Here is a 17,435-nt window from a genome sequence, read left to right as displayed (position 1 = left end):
TACTAGCAGGATCCACTGATGCTCAAAGCAATGCGATGAGCTCGGCTTGATGCTTGAGGGCAGAATCCAAGGCCCGGCAAGTGCTCAGCCAGTGGGTAGCCCATTTGCGATCCGTTGGGTTTTCGCTCTCGGCACGACCCTTTAGTGCGTTGGCTACAGAAGACTTCGCGCTATCCTTTAGCCGGAATCGCATCAAAACTCCGGATGAGTCTTCCTGATACTCAGTAAACCGATTAGGGTGATCGTCTCGCAGGTCGGATATCCACAAGTCTGGAAACAATCCCTCAATAGCGAATCCTGCTCGCCCGTAAACATACTCCCGGTTGGCGTTGAACGGAATGCTCATATTGTTGAAGTATGAACTCAGCCCGCTTACGGCCTTCATTCCCGCATCGTCGCCATCGAACAGGCTGACGGTCGGTCGCTCCTTGCGCAGGATTTCATAGTTCGATCGCAAGAACCCCGCAAGCTCAGATGCACCACCCCTATCGCTGATCGTCGGCGCGCGGAGTTCGGGCCATTCACAATCGGTCCAGTCCGCGGAAATCATGAGGAACCAGCGCAGGTGCTGGGAGTCCGACTGGCCTTCAGTGAGCACGGTGGAAGTGCCGAGAGAGAAGTAGTCAGCAAATCTTAGTCCGAGCCCCTTCCGGAGTGCAACCGTCGCTTTTTCGTGCGACGCGAACGTGGAGATCTCGGTGTAGCCTTCCGGGTCCAGCTGTGTGCTTACCACACGTTTGGGGTCGTGTGGGACGAACGCCATTGAGTGGCTACTCATAACGACCGTGGCGTCTGTGCCCAGCTTTTCCAGAAGTCTTGTAGCGCTATGAGAAAGCTCCGGATGTAGGAATGATTCGGGCTCTTCGATAAGCCAGATTGAGTTCTTGTCCTGTGCGAATTCGCGTTCAGTTACCCAATGTAGGGCGACCATGAAGGCCAAGCTTTGAGTTCCTTGGCCTTTTCTGGAAAGTTGAGTCCGATATGGATCACTGAGGTAGAAGTCAAATCCACTGAGCATACTCTCGATCGAGCCTCCCTGAAACCCGAACGATGCGGAAAGGCCATCGACTCCGCTATCAGTCAAAGCCTGATCGATATTAGACGAAATTCCGTCTAGCTCTCGCTGAATCTCGGCGATATGGGGAGAAAGGACATCAACCACGACTGATCGAATAAAGGGGGCAAGAATCTCATCCACCAGCTCTTTCATGCTTTTTTCCGAAGGGATGAAGTGGCAGGCGAATTCGCCAAGAAGGCCGACTACCGTCTGTTTCTGCACTCGACTAATTGTGGCCTGATTGCCGCTGTCGCCCGGGCGCTTTTGGTTTGGGAAGAAGGTGTAAGCCGGGTTTCCTGATCCCGAGAATGTAAGGTAAAGAGCGACCGTCTTTGCCGGAGCGCTGAAGGTTGTACATTGCGTATAGGCGATCAAGGTCGCGATAGAAATCCGAATCCACCCCTTCGTCGTCCCCATCGAAGTATCCAACGATGCTTGTTCGAGCACCCTTGCCGTGCGGGGAGTCTTCGGCAACGGTGTAATTGTAGATATTCTCGTGGCCAGTGAAGAGCATTTGTATGGCCTGCAAAAGATTTGTCTTGCCACTATTGTTTGGGCCAATGATTGTGAGGGTGTCACTCAAATCGAGTTCTTGCTCCCTGGGTCCCGCTGTTCGAAAGTTCTTGACTCGTACCCCAGTAAGTCTCATAGGGCGAGTCTATCTACGCGGTCGCACATTCGGCGCCTCGTCCCGCGAACCGGTGGGGTGAGGGGTCTCGAGCTTGTCGTGCTCGGCCGGGTTGGAGCTTGCGAGGACTGGAGCAGGGAAGCGCTTCGAACTCTTGTCCTGGAACGCGATGGTCTTGGGTTGAGGCTCGGGTGCTTCGCGAAGCTAACTGTCTAGTACGCACGGTGTCGGTGCACCCGCAGGGTTGTCGCTCCGATTGGCGCTAAGGCGCTGGGGACAGCAAGGCTGACAGCAACGGACTGCGTCGGTTCACCTCGACCCAGCCGGTTGTGTGTCATGGCCTGCTAGAACATACTGTGCCAGCCATGCTTTGGCGGACTCTTAATTCGCGGGTCGAGGGTTCGATCCCCTCCAGGCCGACCCCAGGTCAGGCCGCGACATTGACGTGGTGTGCGAACGCCGTCAGACCCGGCGGAGCCCCGCCTTCGCGCGAGCCTCCCGTCGCCGGCGCCTCAGCTCCCGCGCCCAGCCCGGGTACCACGCCTCCGGCGGCGGGATCGCCGAGATCTGCGTGACCAGCAGTGCGAGGAAGAACGGGATCGAGAGCGGCGCCGCCGGGAGGCGGAGCGTCCCGTCGGCGACGGGGAGCGCCGCCAGGGCGAAGCACAGGCAGAGGGCGGCGAGAGCAGGCCATCCCAGCACCGTCATCCGTTCCTGCGAGGTGCGCGGGAACATCTCGTCGCCCATCCATCGACGGGCCATCGCGCTGCGACCCAGCCTGCGCCAGATGACGTACACGCTGATCACCAGGGCGAGCGACACCGCGGCGACGGCGAGCGGCAGAGGAAGGGCATCACCGCACAAGTCTCGCAGGCCGGTTCGAGCCGTCGCGACGCCCCACCCGCACGGAGCCTGCGATGATGTCGAGATGGCCCGATTTCTCCAGCTCCCCGGCGCCTTCCGGCGGCGTCTCCTCCACCAGGACCGCTCGACGGCGCCCTGGCTGGACGCCGCCCCGGAGCAGGCCGCCCGCGTGCTGGAGCGCTGGGACCTCACGGCCGACGGGGACCTCTGGTGCGGGGGCACCAGCATTGTGCTCCCCGTGCGCACGGCCGACGGAGCACCGGCCGCGCTGAAGCTCGTCTCCCCGCTCGCGGACCCCGCACTCGAGATCTCCGCGCTCACGGCGCTCGCCGGCCACGGCGTCGTCGACCTGCTGCGCGAGGACCGCGAGGAGCGTGCGCTGCTGCTCGAGCGAGTGCCCGGCCCGTCCCTGATGGAGCACCCCGCACCGCTCTCCGCCGCCCGGATCGCGGGCGAGGTCGCGGCCCGGATCGCCGAGGTGCCCGCCCCGCCGGACGCCCCTCACCTCGCGGCGACCTCCCGCGCCTGGGCCGAGGCGTTCCAGGCCCAGCACGCCCGCGCGGTCGCCGACGGCCTGCCGATCCCGGCCGGGGCGGGGAGCGGGCCGCCGAGATCATCGACGACCTCGCCGACGACGCCTCCCGTACCCTCACCCACGGCGATCTCAGCTTCGAGAACGTGATGTGCCGCGGCGACGGCGGCTGGGTCGCCATCGACCCGGCGCGCTCAGCGGGCCGGTCGAGAACGAGGCCCACACCGTCGTGCGCGGCGTGCTCGCGTCCGTCCTGGAGGAGCCGCGGCCGCGCGAGGCGCTCCGCGGCGTGGTCGAGGCGTTCTGCGAGGCGGCGGGCGCGGATGCGGACCGGGCCGAGGAGATCTCCTTCGCCCGCGCCGTCGCCTCCTGGTTCTGGGAGGCCCAGCACGCCGGCCGCACCGACGACATCGAGCGGCTGCGACGCCTGATCGAGCTCACCGTCAAGTAGGGCACGTGGGCGGCGCGCGCGACGCGGGCGCGCGCGACCGTAGGCCGGTCGGCCGCTGACGTCGATGGGCACTTCTCCCCATGCGCGACGGGTTGTGATCCGCGTCGCGTCGTGCCTAGGTTCGAGGGGCCGGCGCAGGGGGAAGGATCCGGCTCCGGCGGCTGTCCGACGAACCCGAGATCCTCGAAGGGGACGAGACCGATGATCCTCCGCACCACTGCCCGCCGCCTCGCCGGCGGAGCCGCCGCCTCGGCGCTCGCCGTCGCGGGACTGGCCATGATCGCGCGGCCCGCACAGGCCGCCGCGCCCGGCACCACCACCGACCAGCTCACCATCCGCTCCGGCACCAGCACCGGCTCCGACGCGCTCGGCACGATCCCCGCCGGCACCGCCCTCGACCTCGAGTGCCAGACCGCGGGGGAGGCCGTCCAGGGCACCTACGCCAGCGAGTACTGGGCGAAGGTCAGCTACGACGGCGTGGACGGCTTTGTCTCCCGCGCCTACGTGACCGTGCCCGACGCCGCCGGTCTCGGCGAGTGCGGCGGCGAGGACCCCGCTCCCGAGGATCCGGGCCTGTCCGCAGACCGCCAGGAGGTGCTCGACCGCGGCCAGACCTGGGTGGACCGCAACGTGCCCTACTCCATGGAGGTGTACACGAACGGGCCCGACGGCCGCCAGTACCGCACCGACTGCTCCGGCTTCGTCTCCATGGCCTACGGCCTGGACACCAGCTACTCCACGGTGACGCTCACCGAGCACTTCACCGAGATCCCGAAGGAGGACCTGCGACCGGGCGACATCATCGGCAATCTCGGCCCGGGCTCCGGCGGCGCGCCGGTCACGTCGTCATCTTCACCGGCTGGACCGACGACTCCAAGACCTCCTTCACCGTCATCGAGCAGGCCGGCGGCGTCGGCGGCGTCGCGCGCACCCACACCTGGGGCACCGACTTCTGGAACCAGAACGCCTACCGGTACAACGGCTTCTGAGCCCTACCCCTCCGGCTAGGCTCGCGAGCGGGGAGTGCAGCGACACTCGCACGCACCACGCACGTGAGAGGGGCACGCATGTCGCGGCCGAACCAGCCCGCCGACGGCCAGGGGAAGGGGACCGGCCACGAACAGGGAGGCGCGGGGCAGGACGGGGGAGCGTACGGCTACGGCATGACCACGCCCGGAGCCGCACCGCCGCCCGCTCCCGCCCCGTCACCCGGCCCCGCCCCGTCGACCGGTTCTGCCCCGTCGGCCGGTCCGGCCCCGTGGGCGGGGCAGGGGCCGACGGCGGGCCCGGGGCCCTCGACGGCGCCGCTGCGGAAGGTCGGGATCGGCACCCCGGTGCCCACCCTCGTCACCGGTGCGCTCGCCTATCTCGTCGCCCTCGTCGCGGCGCTGGTCGTGATCGTCTCGGCGGTCCTCGCCGTGCTCACCGCCGACACCGGCGCGAGCACGGACCCGACCGGCGTCGTGGGCGCCCCGGCGACCGACGACACCGGATTCGCGGGGATCATCGGCCTGCTCGGGATCCCGTTCCAGCTGGTCGCCCTCGCGAGCTTCGGCTCCTACGACGCCGAGCCGCAGATGGGCTTCCTGGGGAGCCTCTCCCTGAGCTGGCGCGGCCTGCCGCTGCTGATCACCGCGGCGATGACCGTCTTCGCCTTCCTCGCCGCGCGCACCGCCCAGCGGCGATGGAGCTCCAACGGGCCGCTCGGCGCGGCTCTGTGGTCCGGCCTCTCCGGCCTCGGCGTCGCCCTGGTCGCGCTGCTGGTCACGCGCCTGACCGCGTTCTCGATCGAGGACCCCGCGAACGGCCTGTCCCTCTCGATGCACGCCGCCGGGGCCGACATGTTCTTCGGCACCTGGGCGCTGATCACGCTCGCCGCTCCTGCTCGGCCATCTCGCGGGGATGCGCAAGCCCGCCTGGTGGCCGCTGGTCGCCGACCTCGCCGCCGCACCCCGCCTCGTGCTCGTCCACGCCCTCGCCTTCGCCGTCCCCGTCGGCCTCCTCGCCGTCGCGGCTGGAGCGATCGTGCAGATCGTCGACGGGGAGGGACGCTCCGTGCTCGGCGCGGCGCTGGCGCCGCCGCTGTGGGGACCGACCGCCCTCGCGCTCCTGCCCGGTCTCGGGATGCTGGTCGTGCCGGTGCGCGCCTCCGCCCGGGGAGACGTGGGCGACCTCGGGCTGGGGAGCGGCATCACGCCGCAGAGCGGCACGCAGAACCTGTGGTTCGTCGACCTGCCCTGGTACGTGTGGTCGCCGATGGTGCTGATCGCCCTGCTCGTGCCGCTGCTGATCGCGCCTGCTGTGGCACCGGGACCGGGAGATCCCGGCCGGGAACGTGATCGCGCAGGTCACCTCCTGGGCGGCGCCGCCGCTCGCCTACACCTTCTGCTCGCTGGTGCTTCTGGCCCTCGTGCACGTGCGGATGGACGCCGAGATGGGCTTTCTCGGCGCGATGGGCGTCTCGATGTCGCTGGCCGCCTGGATGCCGGTGGTCGCGTTCTTCCTCGGCCTCGCCGTCGAGGTGATCGCGCGCTTCGGCGCTCCCTTCGTGGACCGCTTCGTGCCCGGTCCGCTCGTGAACTGGTTCCGTCGCTCGGCGCGGGCGCGTCGCACCGGATCGGCCGCCCCGGCCGCGCCCGTCGGGGAAGATGGACGGTCGTGGACGACGTCGAGCGCAGAGCCCCGCACCGGGGACGGGAGGAACCAGGGATGACAGGCCAGGGCCAGGGACAGCAGGGCGGGGCCGGCCCGGAGGCGATCGGCGAGGACCGCGCCGCCGGCTCCGAGGCGTACTTCGTCCCCGTCGGCCCCGACACCTACCTGCCCAGCGAGCACGCGGGCGGCGCGTGGAGCGACGACGAGCCGCACATCAGCCCCGTCGGCGCTCTGCTGGTGGAGCATCTCGAGCGCTGGCGGGCCCAGCACGCCGACCCCGACAAGGTGCTCGGACGGATCTCCATCGACATCCTCGGCCAGCTCCGCCGCGGGCCGATCGAGCCGTCCACCCGCATGCTCCGCCCCGGCCGCACCATCGAGCCGCTCGAGACCACCGCCGTGATCGCCGGGCGCGAGACGCTCCGTGCCCGCGACTGGGTGATGTCCGCGCAGGAGACCGCCGAGGTCGCCGGGACCGAGCCGCCGCTGCTGCCCGGCCCCGAGGGGTCGCCCGAGCGGAGCATGTCCGAGGACTGGACCGGCGGTTTCATCCACAGCATCAGCCTGCGCGACGCCGAGCCGAAGCGGCCCGGACGCGGCCGCGCTGGGTCGCGGGCCGAGCATCCCCTGATCGACGGTGAGGAGGCCGGCGAGCTCGCCACCTTCCTCATCCCGGTCGACGCCTCCAACGGCATCGCGGTGCGCGAGAAGCCGCGCGAATGGATGTTCCCGAACCTCGACCTCACCATCCACCTGATGCGCCGGCCGACGGGCCGCTGGCTGGGCCTGGACACCACCGTCTCCTTCGGCCCCACCGGACAGGGCCTGACCAGCTCGGTCCTGCACGACCAGGAGGGACCGCTCGGCTCGGTGCGACAGACGCTCACCGTCCGCCCCATCCCTCGCCAGGCCTGACGAGTCACCTGCCGATGGCAGGTTCTGCGGGATCATCGACGCGAGTGCGCCGCTCCTGCGGCTCGACCGCTGCTCCGGGCCGACGCCCGCTCCCGCATACCCTGACTGCCATGCCGCACCTGCTCTGCCTCGACCTGGGGACCTCCGCCGCGAAGGCCGCGCTCCTGGAACTGGACGGCACCGTCCACCGCCGGGCGGAGGCCCCGTACCCCACCCGCCACGCGGCCGACGGGACCGCCGAGCAGGACCCCCGCGACTGGGAGCGCGCCGCCCGCGCGGTGATCCTCGAGCTGCTCGAGGCGGCGCCCGCCGCGAAGGCGTCGGTTGATGGCGCGGCGCCGGCGCCCGTGCCGGACACGGCGCCCGACGGCGAGGTGGCGGCGCTCGTGCTCACCGGGCAGATGCAGGACCTCGTCGCCGTCCCGCGCTCGGGGGTCGCGCGCCTCGCGATCCTCTACTCCGACTCCCGCGCGGGCGCCGAGGCGGCGGAGCCGCGCGCCGCGCTCGCCGCGGACGGCGTCTCCTGGGACACGCTGACCGGCAACCTGCAGGACGCGACCAGCCGCGCCGCGATGCATCTGCGCCTGCTCCGCACGGCCCCGGAACAGCTTGCGGACCTGCAGGGCGTCGTGTTCGGCCCGCCCGGATATCTCGTGGCGCGGATGGGGCTCGGGCTCTGGTGCGATCCGACGACCGCCGCGACGACGGGACTGCTCGAGGCCCGCACCCGCGACTGGTCGCCCGCTGTCGCCCGCGCCGCCGGGCTCGATCCGGCTCTGCTGCCCGCGCTGACCGGTGCGGCAGGTCAGGTCGTGGGACACGCCGGCGCGGGGGCGACGGCGGCCGCTGGGCGTGCCGGACGGGCGCCCGTCGTGCTCGCCCCGGGAGATGCGGGCGCCACGACCAGCGGGATCGTCGGCCTCGCGCCGGGCGACGCCTACGTCTACCTCGGCACCAGCGGCTGGCTCGCCTCGGTCCTGCCCGGGACCGGGACGTCGCCGACGGGGGCACAGGACGCCGGCGGGGAGCCCGACGGGGACGAGCCCGACGGCGTGGCGTCGGCCGGCGAGGGGGCGACCGGTGATGAACCCGCCGGCGTCTCGCACCACCTCGCTCTCGGAACGTCGTCGGCGACCGCCGAGCCCCCGATCCTGCGGATCTCCGCGCGCTCTCCGCCGGCGCCGCCGCGGACTGGGCCCGGCAGGCTGTCCTCGACGGCGCGGACCCGGCACGGGCCGATCAGCCGCTCGAGGCGCGGGAGCAGGAGCGCGGCCGCGGTCCGAGCGGGCCGCTCGCCCTGCCCTCGATCGTGGGGGAGCGGTTCCCTGTCCGGGACGGGAACCTGCGCGGCGCCGTGATGGGGATCGACGCGGAGACCCGGGGCATCGATCTGTACGCGGCGATCCTCGAAGGCGTCGCGCACGGACTCGCCCACGGGCTCGAGTCCGGGGGCGACACCTCTCCGCGTCCGCGCGCCGGTGACCGGGGGCGGCGCCGCCTCCGCCCCCTGGTCGCGGATCCTCGCCGACGTCACCGGCCGACCCGTGCGCACCGTCGACGGGACCGACGCCGCACTGCTCGGTCGCCGCCCTCGTCGCCGCGGAGGCGCTCGGCCTGGACCACGCCCTGGTCACGCTCGGCGCCCGACAGGAGGCGGCGACGATCGACCCCGACCCGTCGGCCGCGCCGCGGCATCGCGCGCGCGGCCTGCTCACCGGGCCCTGTACGACGCGGCCGCGCGGGTGCGGCGGCTCCGCTGAGACGAGGCGGGCAAGCGGAGGCGGAGGAGGCGCCGGCACGCGGGTGCAACGTCGCCGCGACCGACGAGGGGAGCGCGGGAGAGGGGAAGTCGGCGTAGACGCGCCGGAGTGCAGGAGGAGCGGAACCATCCGCGACAGGCGAGCTCGCGTCAGTCGAGGCAGAACTCGTTGCCCTCCGGGTCGGTCATCGCGATGAAGCCGCCGCTCATCGGCGGTTCGGGCTCGTGGCGCCGTTTTCGCGTCGCACCGAGCCGGAGGAGTCGCTAGCACTCCGCCTCGAGCGCCGCCATCCTCGCCTCGCCCTCGAGACCGGGCGCGGCTCGCACATCGAGGTGGACGCGATTCTTGGCGTGAGCCGAAGCGGAATCGAGCGCGGTGCCGCTCAGCCCGCCTGCGCGGCCTCGTTCGCTAGGGCGAACTCCTCGTCGGTGACCGGTTCGAGCCAGGTGACCGTCTCGCCGTCCTCGTCAGCCTCCTGCGCGGCGATGTGCGCCATCCGCGTCCCGGCCATCGCGCCGTGCCAGTGCTCCTCGAGCGGCGGGATCCAGACGGTGCGACCGGTCTCGAGAGTCTGCACATCCCCCGCCCGCGTCACCACCAGGCCCACACCTGCGGTGCCGTACAGGGTCTGGCCGCGCGGGTGGGTGTGCCAGTGGGTGCGGGCGCCGGGCGCGACGTGGACGTGGGCCATCGCGAGGAGGGACCCCTCCATCGGTCCGCGCGCGCCTCGTGGAGCACGGAGCCGGTGAAGGCGTCGGCCGGCGCCTGGGCGGACTGGGGAACGGGGAGCTTCTGCATCGATGCCTCCTCGGCGAGCGGTGGTCCCCATGAGATACCGGACGAGTGCGCAGGGGCAAGGGTGTGGACGGACGGGCGGTCCAGGAAACGGATCGTTCCTCCACAGGGAATTCTGGAGGGAATTGCTGATTCGCGGTGATGTGGAGGAGTGGTCGGTGCGGGAGGCGGGGTGCCAGTGGACGCGATGCGCACTCAAGCGTGCAGTTCATAGGCGTTTTAGGTGTGTCGGAGTCGACGTGTCGCGGGGTCTTCTCCCGGTGTCGGGAGAATCGTGCTTCGACGCTGTCCACAATTTCCGTCGAGGCTTTCATCTGTCAGGGGTGCGAGGGAGGATGAGGCCATGACAGCGACGACGCCCCCGCGACCCGCCCCGGAGCGAGCACGCTCCGGAGCAGGTGCTCGCCGCTCTGCATGCGGGCGGTCCGTCCGCGCTCGCAGAGATGCTCGGGGACGTCGACCACCTGCTCACCTCCGTCGCGATCGATCCGCAGGAGATGTTCGAGGTCGGCGCTCGGCCGCGGCAGGAGATCAAGAACCTGCTGGACATGATCCACGGCGCGCTCAGCTCCCTCGCGGCGCTCGAGGCCCGCACCCTCGTCGCCTTCGCCGAGGCGCACCTCCGCGACCGGATCGACGCGGCACGGGACGACGTCGCCCACGAGGACGACTTCCTCCCGCCGCTCGAGCGACTCATCCGCCAGTCCGATCGACGAGCCTCGGCCGACATCACCCTTGCGACCCACCGCTCGCCCGCCACCGCGAGCTCGAGCCTGGCCGCCGCCCGCCGACTCGTCGGCTCCATGCCGCGCATGCTCTCCGCTCTCGGCCGCGGTGCGATCACACCTGCCGTCGCGTATGCCACGGCCACCACCTCCGCCCCGCTGACCGACCAGCGGCGCCGCGACGTGGACCAGGTGCTCCACGAGCGCCTGCCCGAGATGGAGGGCGCCGGCGTCAAGGCCTGGCGAGGAGCCGTCGGAGCCGCCGTCGGCGAGCTCGACCCTGACGGAGCCGCGCACCGTCACCGGATCGCCCGCCGCTCCCGCCACGTCACCCTCACCCCGGGCGAGCACGGCATGGCGACCCTCAGCGCCCACCTTCCCGCCCTCGACGCGAAGCGCGTCCACAAGCGGCTCTCCCTCGAAGCCGAGCGACGCAGGTCCGAGGGCGACCGAGAAGGCCACGGCGCGCTCATGGCCGATGCGCTGGTCGGGACCCTGCTCGGCAGGGACAGCGGACTCGAGCTCGAGACCCTCGACGTCGGCGTGATCATCACCGACCGGGCCCTGCTCTCTCCCGAGCACGGCGACGCGGCATACATCGAGGGATACGGCCCGGTGCCCGCCGAAGCCCTGCGCGCCGAGCCGCGCGCGACCCTCGCCCCGCCGGAGGACCCGGCCTGCGACCGCTACGGTCCTGACGGGCCGTCGATCAGGGCTGTGCTGCGAAAGCTGTTCCAGCACCCTACGCGCGGGGAGATCGTCGCCGTCGAGTCGAGAGCCCGCGAGTTCCCGCGAGCCCTGAAACGCTTCCTGCATCTGCGAGACGGCCGCCGCCGCGCCCCGTACTGCGACGCCCACGTGCGCCAGTACGACCACATCACCCCGCACAGCCGCGGCGGTGCGACCAGCATCGACAACGGCCAGGGGCTGTGCGGGCACGACAACCTCGGCAAGGAGGACGCCTATGCGACCGTCGAGCGCCGAGGCGATCAGGCCGTCGACGGCCACCAGGTGGAGTGGACGGGCCAGAGCGGGGCGAGCGTCGTCCGACGGGCCCAGCGCCTCGGGCCGACCGCCTTCGTGGTGATGCCCGACGACTCGGTGGCACCGGAGACGACGGAAGCCGTAGGAGATTCCAACGGCGAGCGGCTCGAGACCAGCGGGGCCGCCGACTTGGAAGGGTTCGAGATCCGCGGGACCACCGATTCGGAGCCCTGCACCATGACCCGCCCGACGAGCGCTCAGGTGCTCACCCGCACGATCCCGACCCGCCTCGTGCGGTCAGCGGGGCCCTCTGGTCAGAAGGGTCCGCAAGCACCTGCGCCCGGCAGGATCCGTCACGACGAGGGGCGATCCGGGAGGTCATCCACGGGATCGCGCCTCGCCGCGAGTGTTCGCCGGGCTCAGCGCGGCGCGCGCCGCGACCAGGCGGTCGTCGCGCCCGGCGAAGAGGATCTCGTCGTCCTCGCCGCCCTCGAGCGGGCTCGAGGCGATCAGCACCTCGCCCTCCGGCGGCCGCGACCGGCGCCTCGCCGAAGTTCGTCACCGACAGCCAGCCGCCCGGGCGATCGAAGGCCAGCACCTCCCCGGTCGAGAGAGTCTCGTCCCAGGTCAGCGACTCCTCGGACTGCAGTTCGCGGCGCAGTCGGAGCGCGGCCCGGTACATCTCGAGCGTCGAGCCGCGCACACCGTCCTCGGCCTCCACCGAGAAGTCGGCGAACCATGCCGGCTGGGGGAGGTGCGCGCCGCCCGTGCCGAAGCCGAGGGACGAGCCGGTGCGGGTCCACGGCATCGGCACCCGGCGACCGTCCCGGCCCAGACCGTCGAAGCCGCGGTCCTCGGCGGTGGTGCGCCAGAAAGCGGGGTCCTGCCGCTGCTCGTCGGGGATCTCGGCGACCTCGTGCAGGCCCAGCTCCTCGCCCTGGTACAGGTACGCGCGCGCCCGGCGGCGCCAGCTCGAACAGCGTCGCCGCCCGTGCCCGGCGCAGCCCCAGCGCACGGTCGATGCCGTCCTCGGGACCGCCTGCGAGCACCCACTCCGCGCCCTGCTTCACGTCCCGGCCGGCCCGCGGCGGCGACCGTACCGGGTCGCGTGGCGCACCCCGTCATGGTTCGAGAACACCCAGGTGGTGGAGGAGCCGGTGACCTCCGACTGCGCCAGGTTGTCGGTGACGATCTCCCGGAAGTGTGCGGCGTCGAAGTCCGCCTCCATCAGGTCGAAGTTGAACGCCTGCCCCAGGCCCTCCGGGCTCGCGTACTTCGCGCGACGCTCCGCCGTCTCCACCCACGCCTCGGCCACCGCGATCCGCGGCGGATCGTAGCGGTCGAACAGCTCGCGCCACTCCGCATAGATCTCGTGCACGTCGTCCCGGTCCCACAGCGGGTGCGTGCCGTCCTTCGGCATCTCCTTCAGCTCCGCCTTCGAGGGCAAAGACCTCCGGCAGGTCCTTCGCCAGGCCGTGGGCGACGTCGATCCGGAACCCGTCCACCCCGCGGTCGGACCAGAACGCAAGGGTGCGCAGGAAGTCCTCGTGCACCTCCGGGTGGTTCCAGTTGAAGTCCGGTCGCTCGGTCGCGAAGGAGTGCAGGTACCACTGCCCGTCCGGCACCCGCGTCCACGCCGGGCCCGAGAAGATCGAGGTCCAGTCCGCCGGCGGCTCCTCGCCGTTCTCTCCCCGCCCGTCGCGGAAGATGTACCGCTCGCGGGCGTTGGAGCCCTTCGGGGAGGCGAGCGCCTCCTGGAACCACTCGTGACGGTCCGAGGAGTGGTTCGGGACCACGTCCACGATCAGACGGATCCCGGCGCCGTGCGCCGCCGCGACCATCTCGTCGAACTCCTCGAGCGTCCCGATCCGCGGATCCACGTCGCGGTAGTCGTCCACGTCGTAGCCGCCGTCGGCCAGGGCCGAGGGGTAGAACGGGCTCAGCCACACCGCATCCACGCCGAGCTTCTGCAGGTACGGCACGCGGGAGATGATCCCGCGCAGGTCGCCGATCCCGTCGCCGTTGCCGTCCGCGAAGGACCGAGGATAGATCTGGTAGACGGAGGCCTGACGCCACCAGTCGGCGTCGGCCTGCGCGCGGCGGGAAGGGACTGGGGAGCAGCGGTCACGATGGGAGAACCTCCGGTCGATCGGGTGGGACGGTGAAGGGGCTGGGTCACTTGATCGCGCCCTGGGTGAGGCCCGACATCACCCAGCGCTGTGCGAACAGGTACACGATGATCGCGGGCGCCATCGCCATCAGGTACGACGCGAAGGCCACGTTGTAGTTGTTGCTGAACTGGGTCTGGAACATGTTCTGCGGCACCGGGACGGTCTGCGCGCCGGGTCGGAGATGATCAGCGAGGGCATCATGAAGTCGTTCCACGACTGGATGAAGGCGAAGATCCCCACCGTCGCGCACATCGGTCCCAGCAGCGGCAGGATCAGACGCCAGAACACCCGCCAGGTGCCGGCGCCGTCCATCCGCATCGACTCCTCGAGCTCGAGCGGGATGGTGCGCAGGAACGCGGTGAACAGCGGCGTGTTGAACGCCATCGCGAAGGCGATGTGCAGGATCGCCACGCCCAGGGGGTTGTCCAGCCCGAGCAGACCGGTGAGCTGGATCTGCGGCGGCCGCCACCACCGGGAACGGGATGAACATCGCCGCCAGCAGGTAGAAGAACGACCAGCGGAACAGCCGACGGTCCCAGTTGCGCACGATCGCGTACGCCGCGAGGGAGGAGATCACGATCTCCCCGGCCACCGCGACCACGGTGATGAACAGCGAGATCGCGAAGGCGCGCGGGAAGTTCGTCAGGCTCCACGCCTCCGCGAAGCTCGACAGCGTCAGCGGCGAGGGGAGGCTGAACGCATTGCCGTCGACCGCCTGCTCGGTGGTCTTCAGCGACATGTTCACGGTCACGAACAGCGGCACCAGCACCGTGAGCGCGCCGAGGACCAGCGGCGCGGTCGTCGTGACGTTCACGCGGTCGCGGCCCACCCGACCGCGTCGGCGGCGGCGCGGAGTCGGGGAGGTCGAGCTCGAGCTCGCGGACGGGGCAGGAACGAGGGGTGCGGCGGTCGACATGCTCAGAGCACCGTCCTTCCACGGGTGAGGCGGAGCTGGAGGCCCGCGAGCGCGATCGAGATCAGGAAGAACACCATGGCGTTGGCCATCTGGTAGGCGTAGTCCCCGCCATCGAAGCCGCGGAAGATCGACATCGCGACCGAGCGGGTGGCCACGCCCGGCCCGCCGTCGGTGAGGCCGACGATGATGTCGTAGGCGTTGAGGTAGTTCTTGAAGCCGAGGATCGTGTTGATGACGATGAAGCCGGAGACCAGCGGCAGTGTGATGTGCCACAGGCTCTGTCGTCCCGTCGCGCCGTCGATCGAGGCCGCCTCGTAGACGTCGGCCGGGATCGTGACGAGCCCGGCGATGTAGATCAGCATCGTCGCGGGGATGGACTGCCAGGCCGTCACGATGACGATCGCGACCCAAGCCCAGTCTTCGTTCGCCAGGATCGAGACCGACAGCGCCTCGGAGCCGAGCGCCTCGCCGAGCATCGGCACGGTGTTCGCGAACAGGTACTGGAACACGAACGCGATGACGATCCCGGAGATCACCATCGGGATCACGTAGATCGTGCGCGCGCCGCGGTGAAGCGGATCCGGGAGGTCAGCCCGAGCGCCAGCAGGAACGCCAGCGCGTTCACGAGCACGACGGTGACCAGCGCGAACCCGAGGGTGAACAGGTAGGAGTCCAGGATCCCCTGGTCGCGGAACATCGCGATGTAGTTCCGCGGCCCGATGACGTCCCAGTCCCCGAATCCGATCGAGTTCGTGAAGCTGTAGGCGAAGCCGAGCACGGCCGGGAGCGTCACCGCGAGGGTGAACAGCGCCAGCGCCGGCAGGAGGAACAGGTGGTAGAGGGGGTCGGTGCGGCGCCGCGAGGGGCGCGGGACGGACGCGCGCCCGGTCGCCGGGGCGTCCGGGGCCGCGCCGTCCGCGGTCCCGTCCTCGCGCGTCGGTGTCGTCGTCGACATCGGTGCTCCTTGTCGTGGGGTCATCATGCGCTCACTCCCGGAAGGCCAGGCGGGCCCAGTCGGCGTCCATGCGGGCCAGGACCGGCTCGGGATCGGCGCCGCCGGCGATCGACTGGATGTAGTTCTCCGCCGGGATCGAGCGGGGGATGAACTGCGAGGCGCCCATGTAGAAGCGGCCCTCGTCGTAGTACCGCTGCATCTCGGCGATGCGGTCGTCGGTGACCGGCGGGGCGTCGGTCCTCGTGCCGAAGGCGAGGAACTCCGCGTTGTAGGGGTCCTGCACCTCGGGCCGCATCAGGAACTGCGCGAGCTCGCGCGCGCCCTCGGGGTCGCTGGCCGCCTCGGGCACCCACAGCGACAGGTCGATGTTCACGCGCACCTTGAGGTCGGCGGGGTCGTCGGTCATCGGCGCGGGAAGGTGCCCAGCTCGACGTCCGTGCCGGCCTTCGCGATCTCGCCGAGCGCCCAGGGGCCCTGGAAGTACATCGCGCCCTTGCCCTGGGCGATCGCGGTGTTCCCGTCGCCGTAGCCGCGGTTGGCGGCATCGGGGTTCACGAACGCGAGCGCTCTCGCCGAGGCGCTGCATCGGCTCGAGCAGGGTGCGCTGGAAGGAGACCTCGGAGTCGGGGCCGACGTCCTCGCCGATCTCGTCCATCCGCCGGTAGAACTCCCGCACGTCCACGAGCCCGCCGACGGTGTAGTCGAACAGCCCCTGCGCCACCGTCCACGCGTCGAGGAAGGTCGCGTAGATCGGGGTGACGTCCGCGGCCTGCGCGTCTCGCACACCGCGAGCGGCTCGTCCCAGGTGGTGGGGACCTCCAGGCCGTGCTCGTCGAAGATCCGCCGGTTGTAGATCACCGAGGCGGCGGTGACCGAGTAGGGGAGCACGCTGGTGCGGCCCTCGTAGGTGGGATACCAGTCGGCGAGCTCGGCGACGTCCTCGCGGATCCGCCCCGCCTCGGGGAGGTCGGAGAGGTCCGAGAGCGCCCCGCGCTCCATGAAGCGTCCCATCTCGAGGTTGTAGTTCAGGCGACCGAGGTCCGGCGGGCTGTTGCGCACGAAGCTTGCCGAGAGGTTCGTGGCGATGTCGTGCTGGACCGAGAACCGGCTCTGCGCCTGCGAGAACTCCCCGGCGAGCTGCGAGAAGTAGGGGATGGCCTCGGGCTTGGACTGGTAGAGCGTCAGCTGTGAGTCGCCGCCGCCGGCGCCGCAGGCGGAGAGGGTCGAGGCGGCGAGGGCGGCGCCCGCGCCGGCGAGCACGCCGCGTCGCGAGGGCCGCGTCGGCGAGTGCCGCGCGTGCCGGCTGATCGAGGATGACACCATCGTCTCCTTGGAGGGGAGCGGAGTCGCCGCAGTGATGCGACGGTAGTTACGCTAGAGGTTATATTTACTGCCTATCGAAAGTATGGAGGGGGTGGTCCGGAGATGTCAACACCGCCGCGATCCGGGGAGGAGTCCCAGGTCGGAGGAGTACGGTCCGCTGACCGCGGGGTCAGCTCGCCGCGGCTGATGCGTCGGGCGAACCGCCAGGCGCTCCTCCAGCACGCCCTCGGGACCGAGGCCTTCACCGCGGCCGACGCGATGGCCGCCACCGGGCTCACCCGCGCCACCGTGCTCGGCGTGTGCGCCGAGCTCGAGCAGGCCGGATGGCTCGAGGAGGCCCCCGCCGAGCGCGGCGGCGCCGTCTCGCGAGGCCGCCCCGCCCGCCGCTTCTCCCTGCGCGCGCAGGCCGGGATCCTGCTCGCCGTCGACGCCGGCCAGCACACCCTCGCCGCCCGTGCGGCGGACCTGCGCGGCCGCGAGCTGGCCGCGGAGCGCCTCGTGCTCGAGGACGCTCCGCTCGTCGGCGACGACCTCGAGGCCGGCGCCGCCGCGGCGGAACGGCGCCTCGAGGCGCACGCACGCGCCGCTGGACCGGGTGAGCACGCGGGCGGGCGCGCGAGGCCCGGTCGACGCGGCCGGCGCAGGGGGTTCCCACGACGCGGCCGACGCGGTCGACGCCCCCGCCGCGGCCGGCGTGGCCGACG

Annotated in this window: 13 protein-coding genes and 7 pseudogenes; 10 read left to right on the top strand and 10 right to left on the bottom strand. The window is 70.8% G+C overall.

What is annotated here, in order from left to right; translation table 11 throughout:
• Nucleotides 1-22: 22 nt before the first annotated feature.
• Both WKH84_RS08635 and WKH84_RS08630 read right to left on the bottom strand, forming a co-directional pair.
• The gene (locus WKH84_RS08635) at nt 23-1,531 is read right to left on the bottom strand and encodes an AAA family ATPase (protein ID WP_341856319.1); all 1,509 of its coding nucleotides are present in this window, start codon (nt 1,529-1,531) and stop codon (nt 23-25) included.
• A 616-nt stretch (nt 1,532-2,147) separates the two neighbouring features.
• Complete coding sequence (locus tag WKH84_RS08630; RefSeq protein WP_341856318.1) at nt 2,148-2,507, bottom strand: hypothetical protein; 360 nt, start codon at nt 2,505-2,507, stop codon at nt 2,148-2,150.
• A 106-nt stretch (nt 2,508-2,613) separates the two neighbouring features.
• Here WKH84_RS08630 and WKH84_RS08625 point away from each other — a divergent pair, with 106 nt between their 5' ends.
• The 9 genes and pseudogenes from WKH84_RS08625 to WKH84_RS08585 all read left to right on the top strand — a co-directional run bounded on the left by WKH84_RS08625 (nt 2,614) and on the right by WKH84_RS08585 (nt 8,862).
• Nucleotides 2,614-3,231, top strand: a complete 618-nt coding sequence (locus tag WKH84_RS08625) for an aminoglycoside phosphotransferase family protein (RefSeq protein WP_341856317.1) — start codon at nt 2,614-2,616, stop codon at nt 3,229-3,231.
• A gap of 79 nt (nt 3,232-3,310) precedes the next feature.
• Nucleotides 3,311-3,532: a hypothetical protein gene (locus WKH84_RS08620; RefSeq protein ID WP_341856316.1), complete on the top strand. Its 222-nt coding sequence runs from the start codon at nt 3,311-3,313 to the stop codon at nt 3,530-3,532.
• Nucleotides 3,533-3,733: 201 nt separating this feature from the next.
• Nucleotides 3,734-4,540, top strand: coding sequence for an SH3 domain-containing protein (locus WKH84_RS08615; protein ID WP_341856315.1), 807 nt, complete (start codon nt 3,734-3,736; stop codon nt 4,538-4,540).
• A 155-nt stretch (nt 4,541-4,695) separates the two neighbouring features.
• On the top strand, nt 4,696-5,871 hold the full coding sequence (locus WKH84_RS08610; protein WP_341856314.1) for a hypothetical protein: 1,176 nt from the start codon (nt 4,696-4,698) through the stop codon (nt 5,869-5,871).
• On the top strand, nt 5,868-6,245 hold the full coding sequence (locus tag WKH84_RS08605; RefSeq protein WP_341856313.1) for a hypothetical protein: 378 nt from the start codon (nt 5,868-5,870) through the stop codon (nt 6,243-6,245). Before WKH84_RS08610 ends, WKH84_RS08605 begins: the two co-directional genes overlap by 4 nt.
• Complete coding sequence (locus WKH84_RS08600) at nt 6,242-7,102, top strand: thioesterase family protein (RefSeq protein ID WP_341856312.1); 861 nt, start codon at nt 6,242-6,244, stop codon at nt 7,100-7,102. Before WKH84_RS08605 ends, WKH84_RS08600 begins: the two co-directional genes overlap by 4 nt.
• A gap of 14 nt (nt 7,103-7,116) precedes the next feature.
• A pseudogene (locus WKH84_RS08595) lies at nt 7,117-7,992 on the top strand (FGGY family carbohydrate kinase); the annotation flags it as partial.
• A gap of 344 nt (nt 7,993-8,336) precedes the next feature.
• Nucleotides 8,337-8,489, top strand: a pseudogene (locus WKH84_RS08590) (hypothetical protein); the annotation flags it as partial.
• 91 nt (nt 8,490-8,580) lie between these two features.
• On the top strand, nt 8,581-8,862 hold the full coding sequence (locus tag WKH84_RS08585; RefSeq protein ID WP_341856311.1) for a hypothetical protein: 282 nt from the start codon (nt 8,581-8,583) through the stop codon (nt 8,860-8,862).
• Between the two features lie 149 nt (nt 8,863-9,011).
• Here the strand turns inward: WKH84_RS08585 and WKH84_RS08580 are convergent.
• A pseudogene (locus tag WKH84_RS08580) lies at nt 9,012-9,212 on the bottom strand (VOC family protein); the annotation flags it as partial.
• Between the two features lie 32 nt (nt 9,213-9,244).
• Complete coding sequence (locus WKH84_RS08575) at nt 9,245-9,574, bottom strand: cupin domain-containing protein (RefSeq protein ID WP_341856310.1); 330 nt, start codon at nt 9,572-9,574, stop codon at nt 9,245-9,247.
• A gap of 526 nt (nt 9,575-10,100) precedes the next feature.
• Here WKH84_RS08575 and WKH84_RS08570 point away from each other — a divergent pair.
• A pseudogene (locus WKH84_RS08570) lies at nt 10,101-11,327 on the top strand (HNH endonuclease); the annotation flags it as partial.
• Between the two features lie 417 nt (nt 11,328-11,744).
• Here WKH84_RS08570 and WKH84_RS08565 read toward each other — a convergent pair.
• The 6 genes and pseudogenes from WKH84_RS08565 to WKH84_RS08540 all read right to left on the bottom strand — a co-directional run bounded on the left by WKH84_RS08565 (nt 11,745) and on the right by WKH84_RS08540 (nt 17,334).
• Nucleotides 11,745-13,516 (bottom strand): annotated as a pseudogene (locus tag WKH84_RS08565) (glycoside hydrolase family 13 protein).
• A 25-nt stretch (nt 13,517-13,541) separates the two neighbouring features.
• A pseudogene (locus WKH84_RS08560) lies at nt 13,542-14,453 on the bottom strand (carbohydrate ABC transporter permease).
• 2 nt (nt 14,454-14,455) lie between these two features.
• Nucleotides 14,456-15,408, bottom strand: a pseudogene (locus tag WKH84_RS08555) (sugar ABC transporter permease).
• A 31-nt stretch (nt 15,409-15,439) separates the two neighbouring features.
• On the bottom strand, nt 15,440-15,814 hold the full coding sequence (locus tag WKH84_RS08550) for a hypothetical protein (protein WP_341856309.1): 375 nt from the start codon (nt 15,812-15,814) through the stop codon (nt 15,440-15,442).
• Nucleotides 15,811-16,731: an extracellular solute-binding protein gene (locus tag WKH84_RS08545; protein ID WP_341856308.1), complete on the bottom strand. Its 921-nt coding sequence runs from the start codon at nt 16,729-16,731 to the stop codon at nt 15,811-15,813. The genes WKH84_RS08550 and WKH84_RS08545 overlap by 4 nt, the downstream gene beginning before the upstream one ends.
• A 105-nt stretch (nt 16,732-16,836) precedes the next feature.
• The gene (locus tag WKH84_RS08540) at nt 16,837-17,334 is read right to left on the bottom strand and encodes a hypothetical protein (protein ID WP_341856307.1); all 498 of its coding nucleotides are present in this window, start codon (nt 17,332-17,334) and stop codon (nt 16,837-16,839) included.
• Between the last annotated feature and the right edge of the window lie 101 nt (nt 17,335-17,435).

Origin of the sequence: Brachybacterium sp. GPGPB12 (assembly GCF_038396325.1) — a bacterium.
In the GTDB taxonomy this organism is placed as follows: Bacteria; Actinomycetota; Actinomycetes; order Actinomycetales; family Dermabacteraceae; genus Brachybacterium; species Brachybacterium conglomeratum.
The sequence above is the reverse complement of the archived record's forward strand: the minus strand, read 5'-3'. Positions and strand labels throughout refer to the sequence as shown.

What these genes read in the sequence shown, in the direction of transcription:
- WKH84_RS08600 (WP_341856312.1), top strand. Translation starts at nt 6,242, where the DNA reads ATGACAGGCCAGGGCCAGGGACAGCAGGGCGGGGCCGGCCCGGAGGCG.
- WKH84_RS08625 (WP_341856317.1), top strand. Translation starts at nt 2,614, where the DNA reads ATGGCCCGATTTCTCCAGCTCCCCGGCGCCTTCCGGCGGCGTCTCCTC.
- WKH84_RS08615 (WP_341856315.1), top strand. Translation starts at nt 3,734, where the DNA reads ATGATCCTCCGCACCACTGCCCGCCGCCTCGCCGGCGGAGCCGCCGCC.
- WKH84_RS08545 (WP_341856308.1), bottom strand. Translation starts at nt 16,731, where the DNA reads ATGGTGTCATCCTCGATCAGCCGGCACGCGCGGCACTCGCCGACGCGG.
- WKH84_RS08610 (WP_341856314.1), top strand. Translation starts at nt 4,696, where the DNA reads ATGACCACGCCCGGAGCCGCACCGCCGCCCGCTCCCGCCCCGTCACCC.
- WKH84_RS08575 (WP_341856310.1), bottom strand. Translation starts at nt 9,574, where the DNA reads ATGGAGGGGTCCCTCCTCGCGATGGCCCACGTCCACGTCGCGCCCGGC.
- WKH84_RS08550 (WP_341856309.1), bottom strand. Translation starts at nt 15,814, where the DNA reads ATGACCGACGACCCCGCCGACCTCAAGGTGCGCGTGAACATCGACCTG.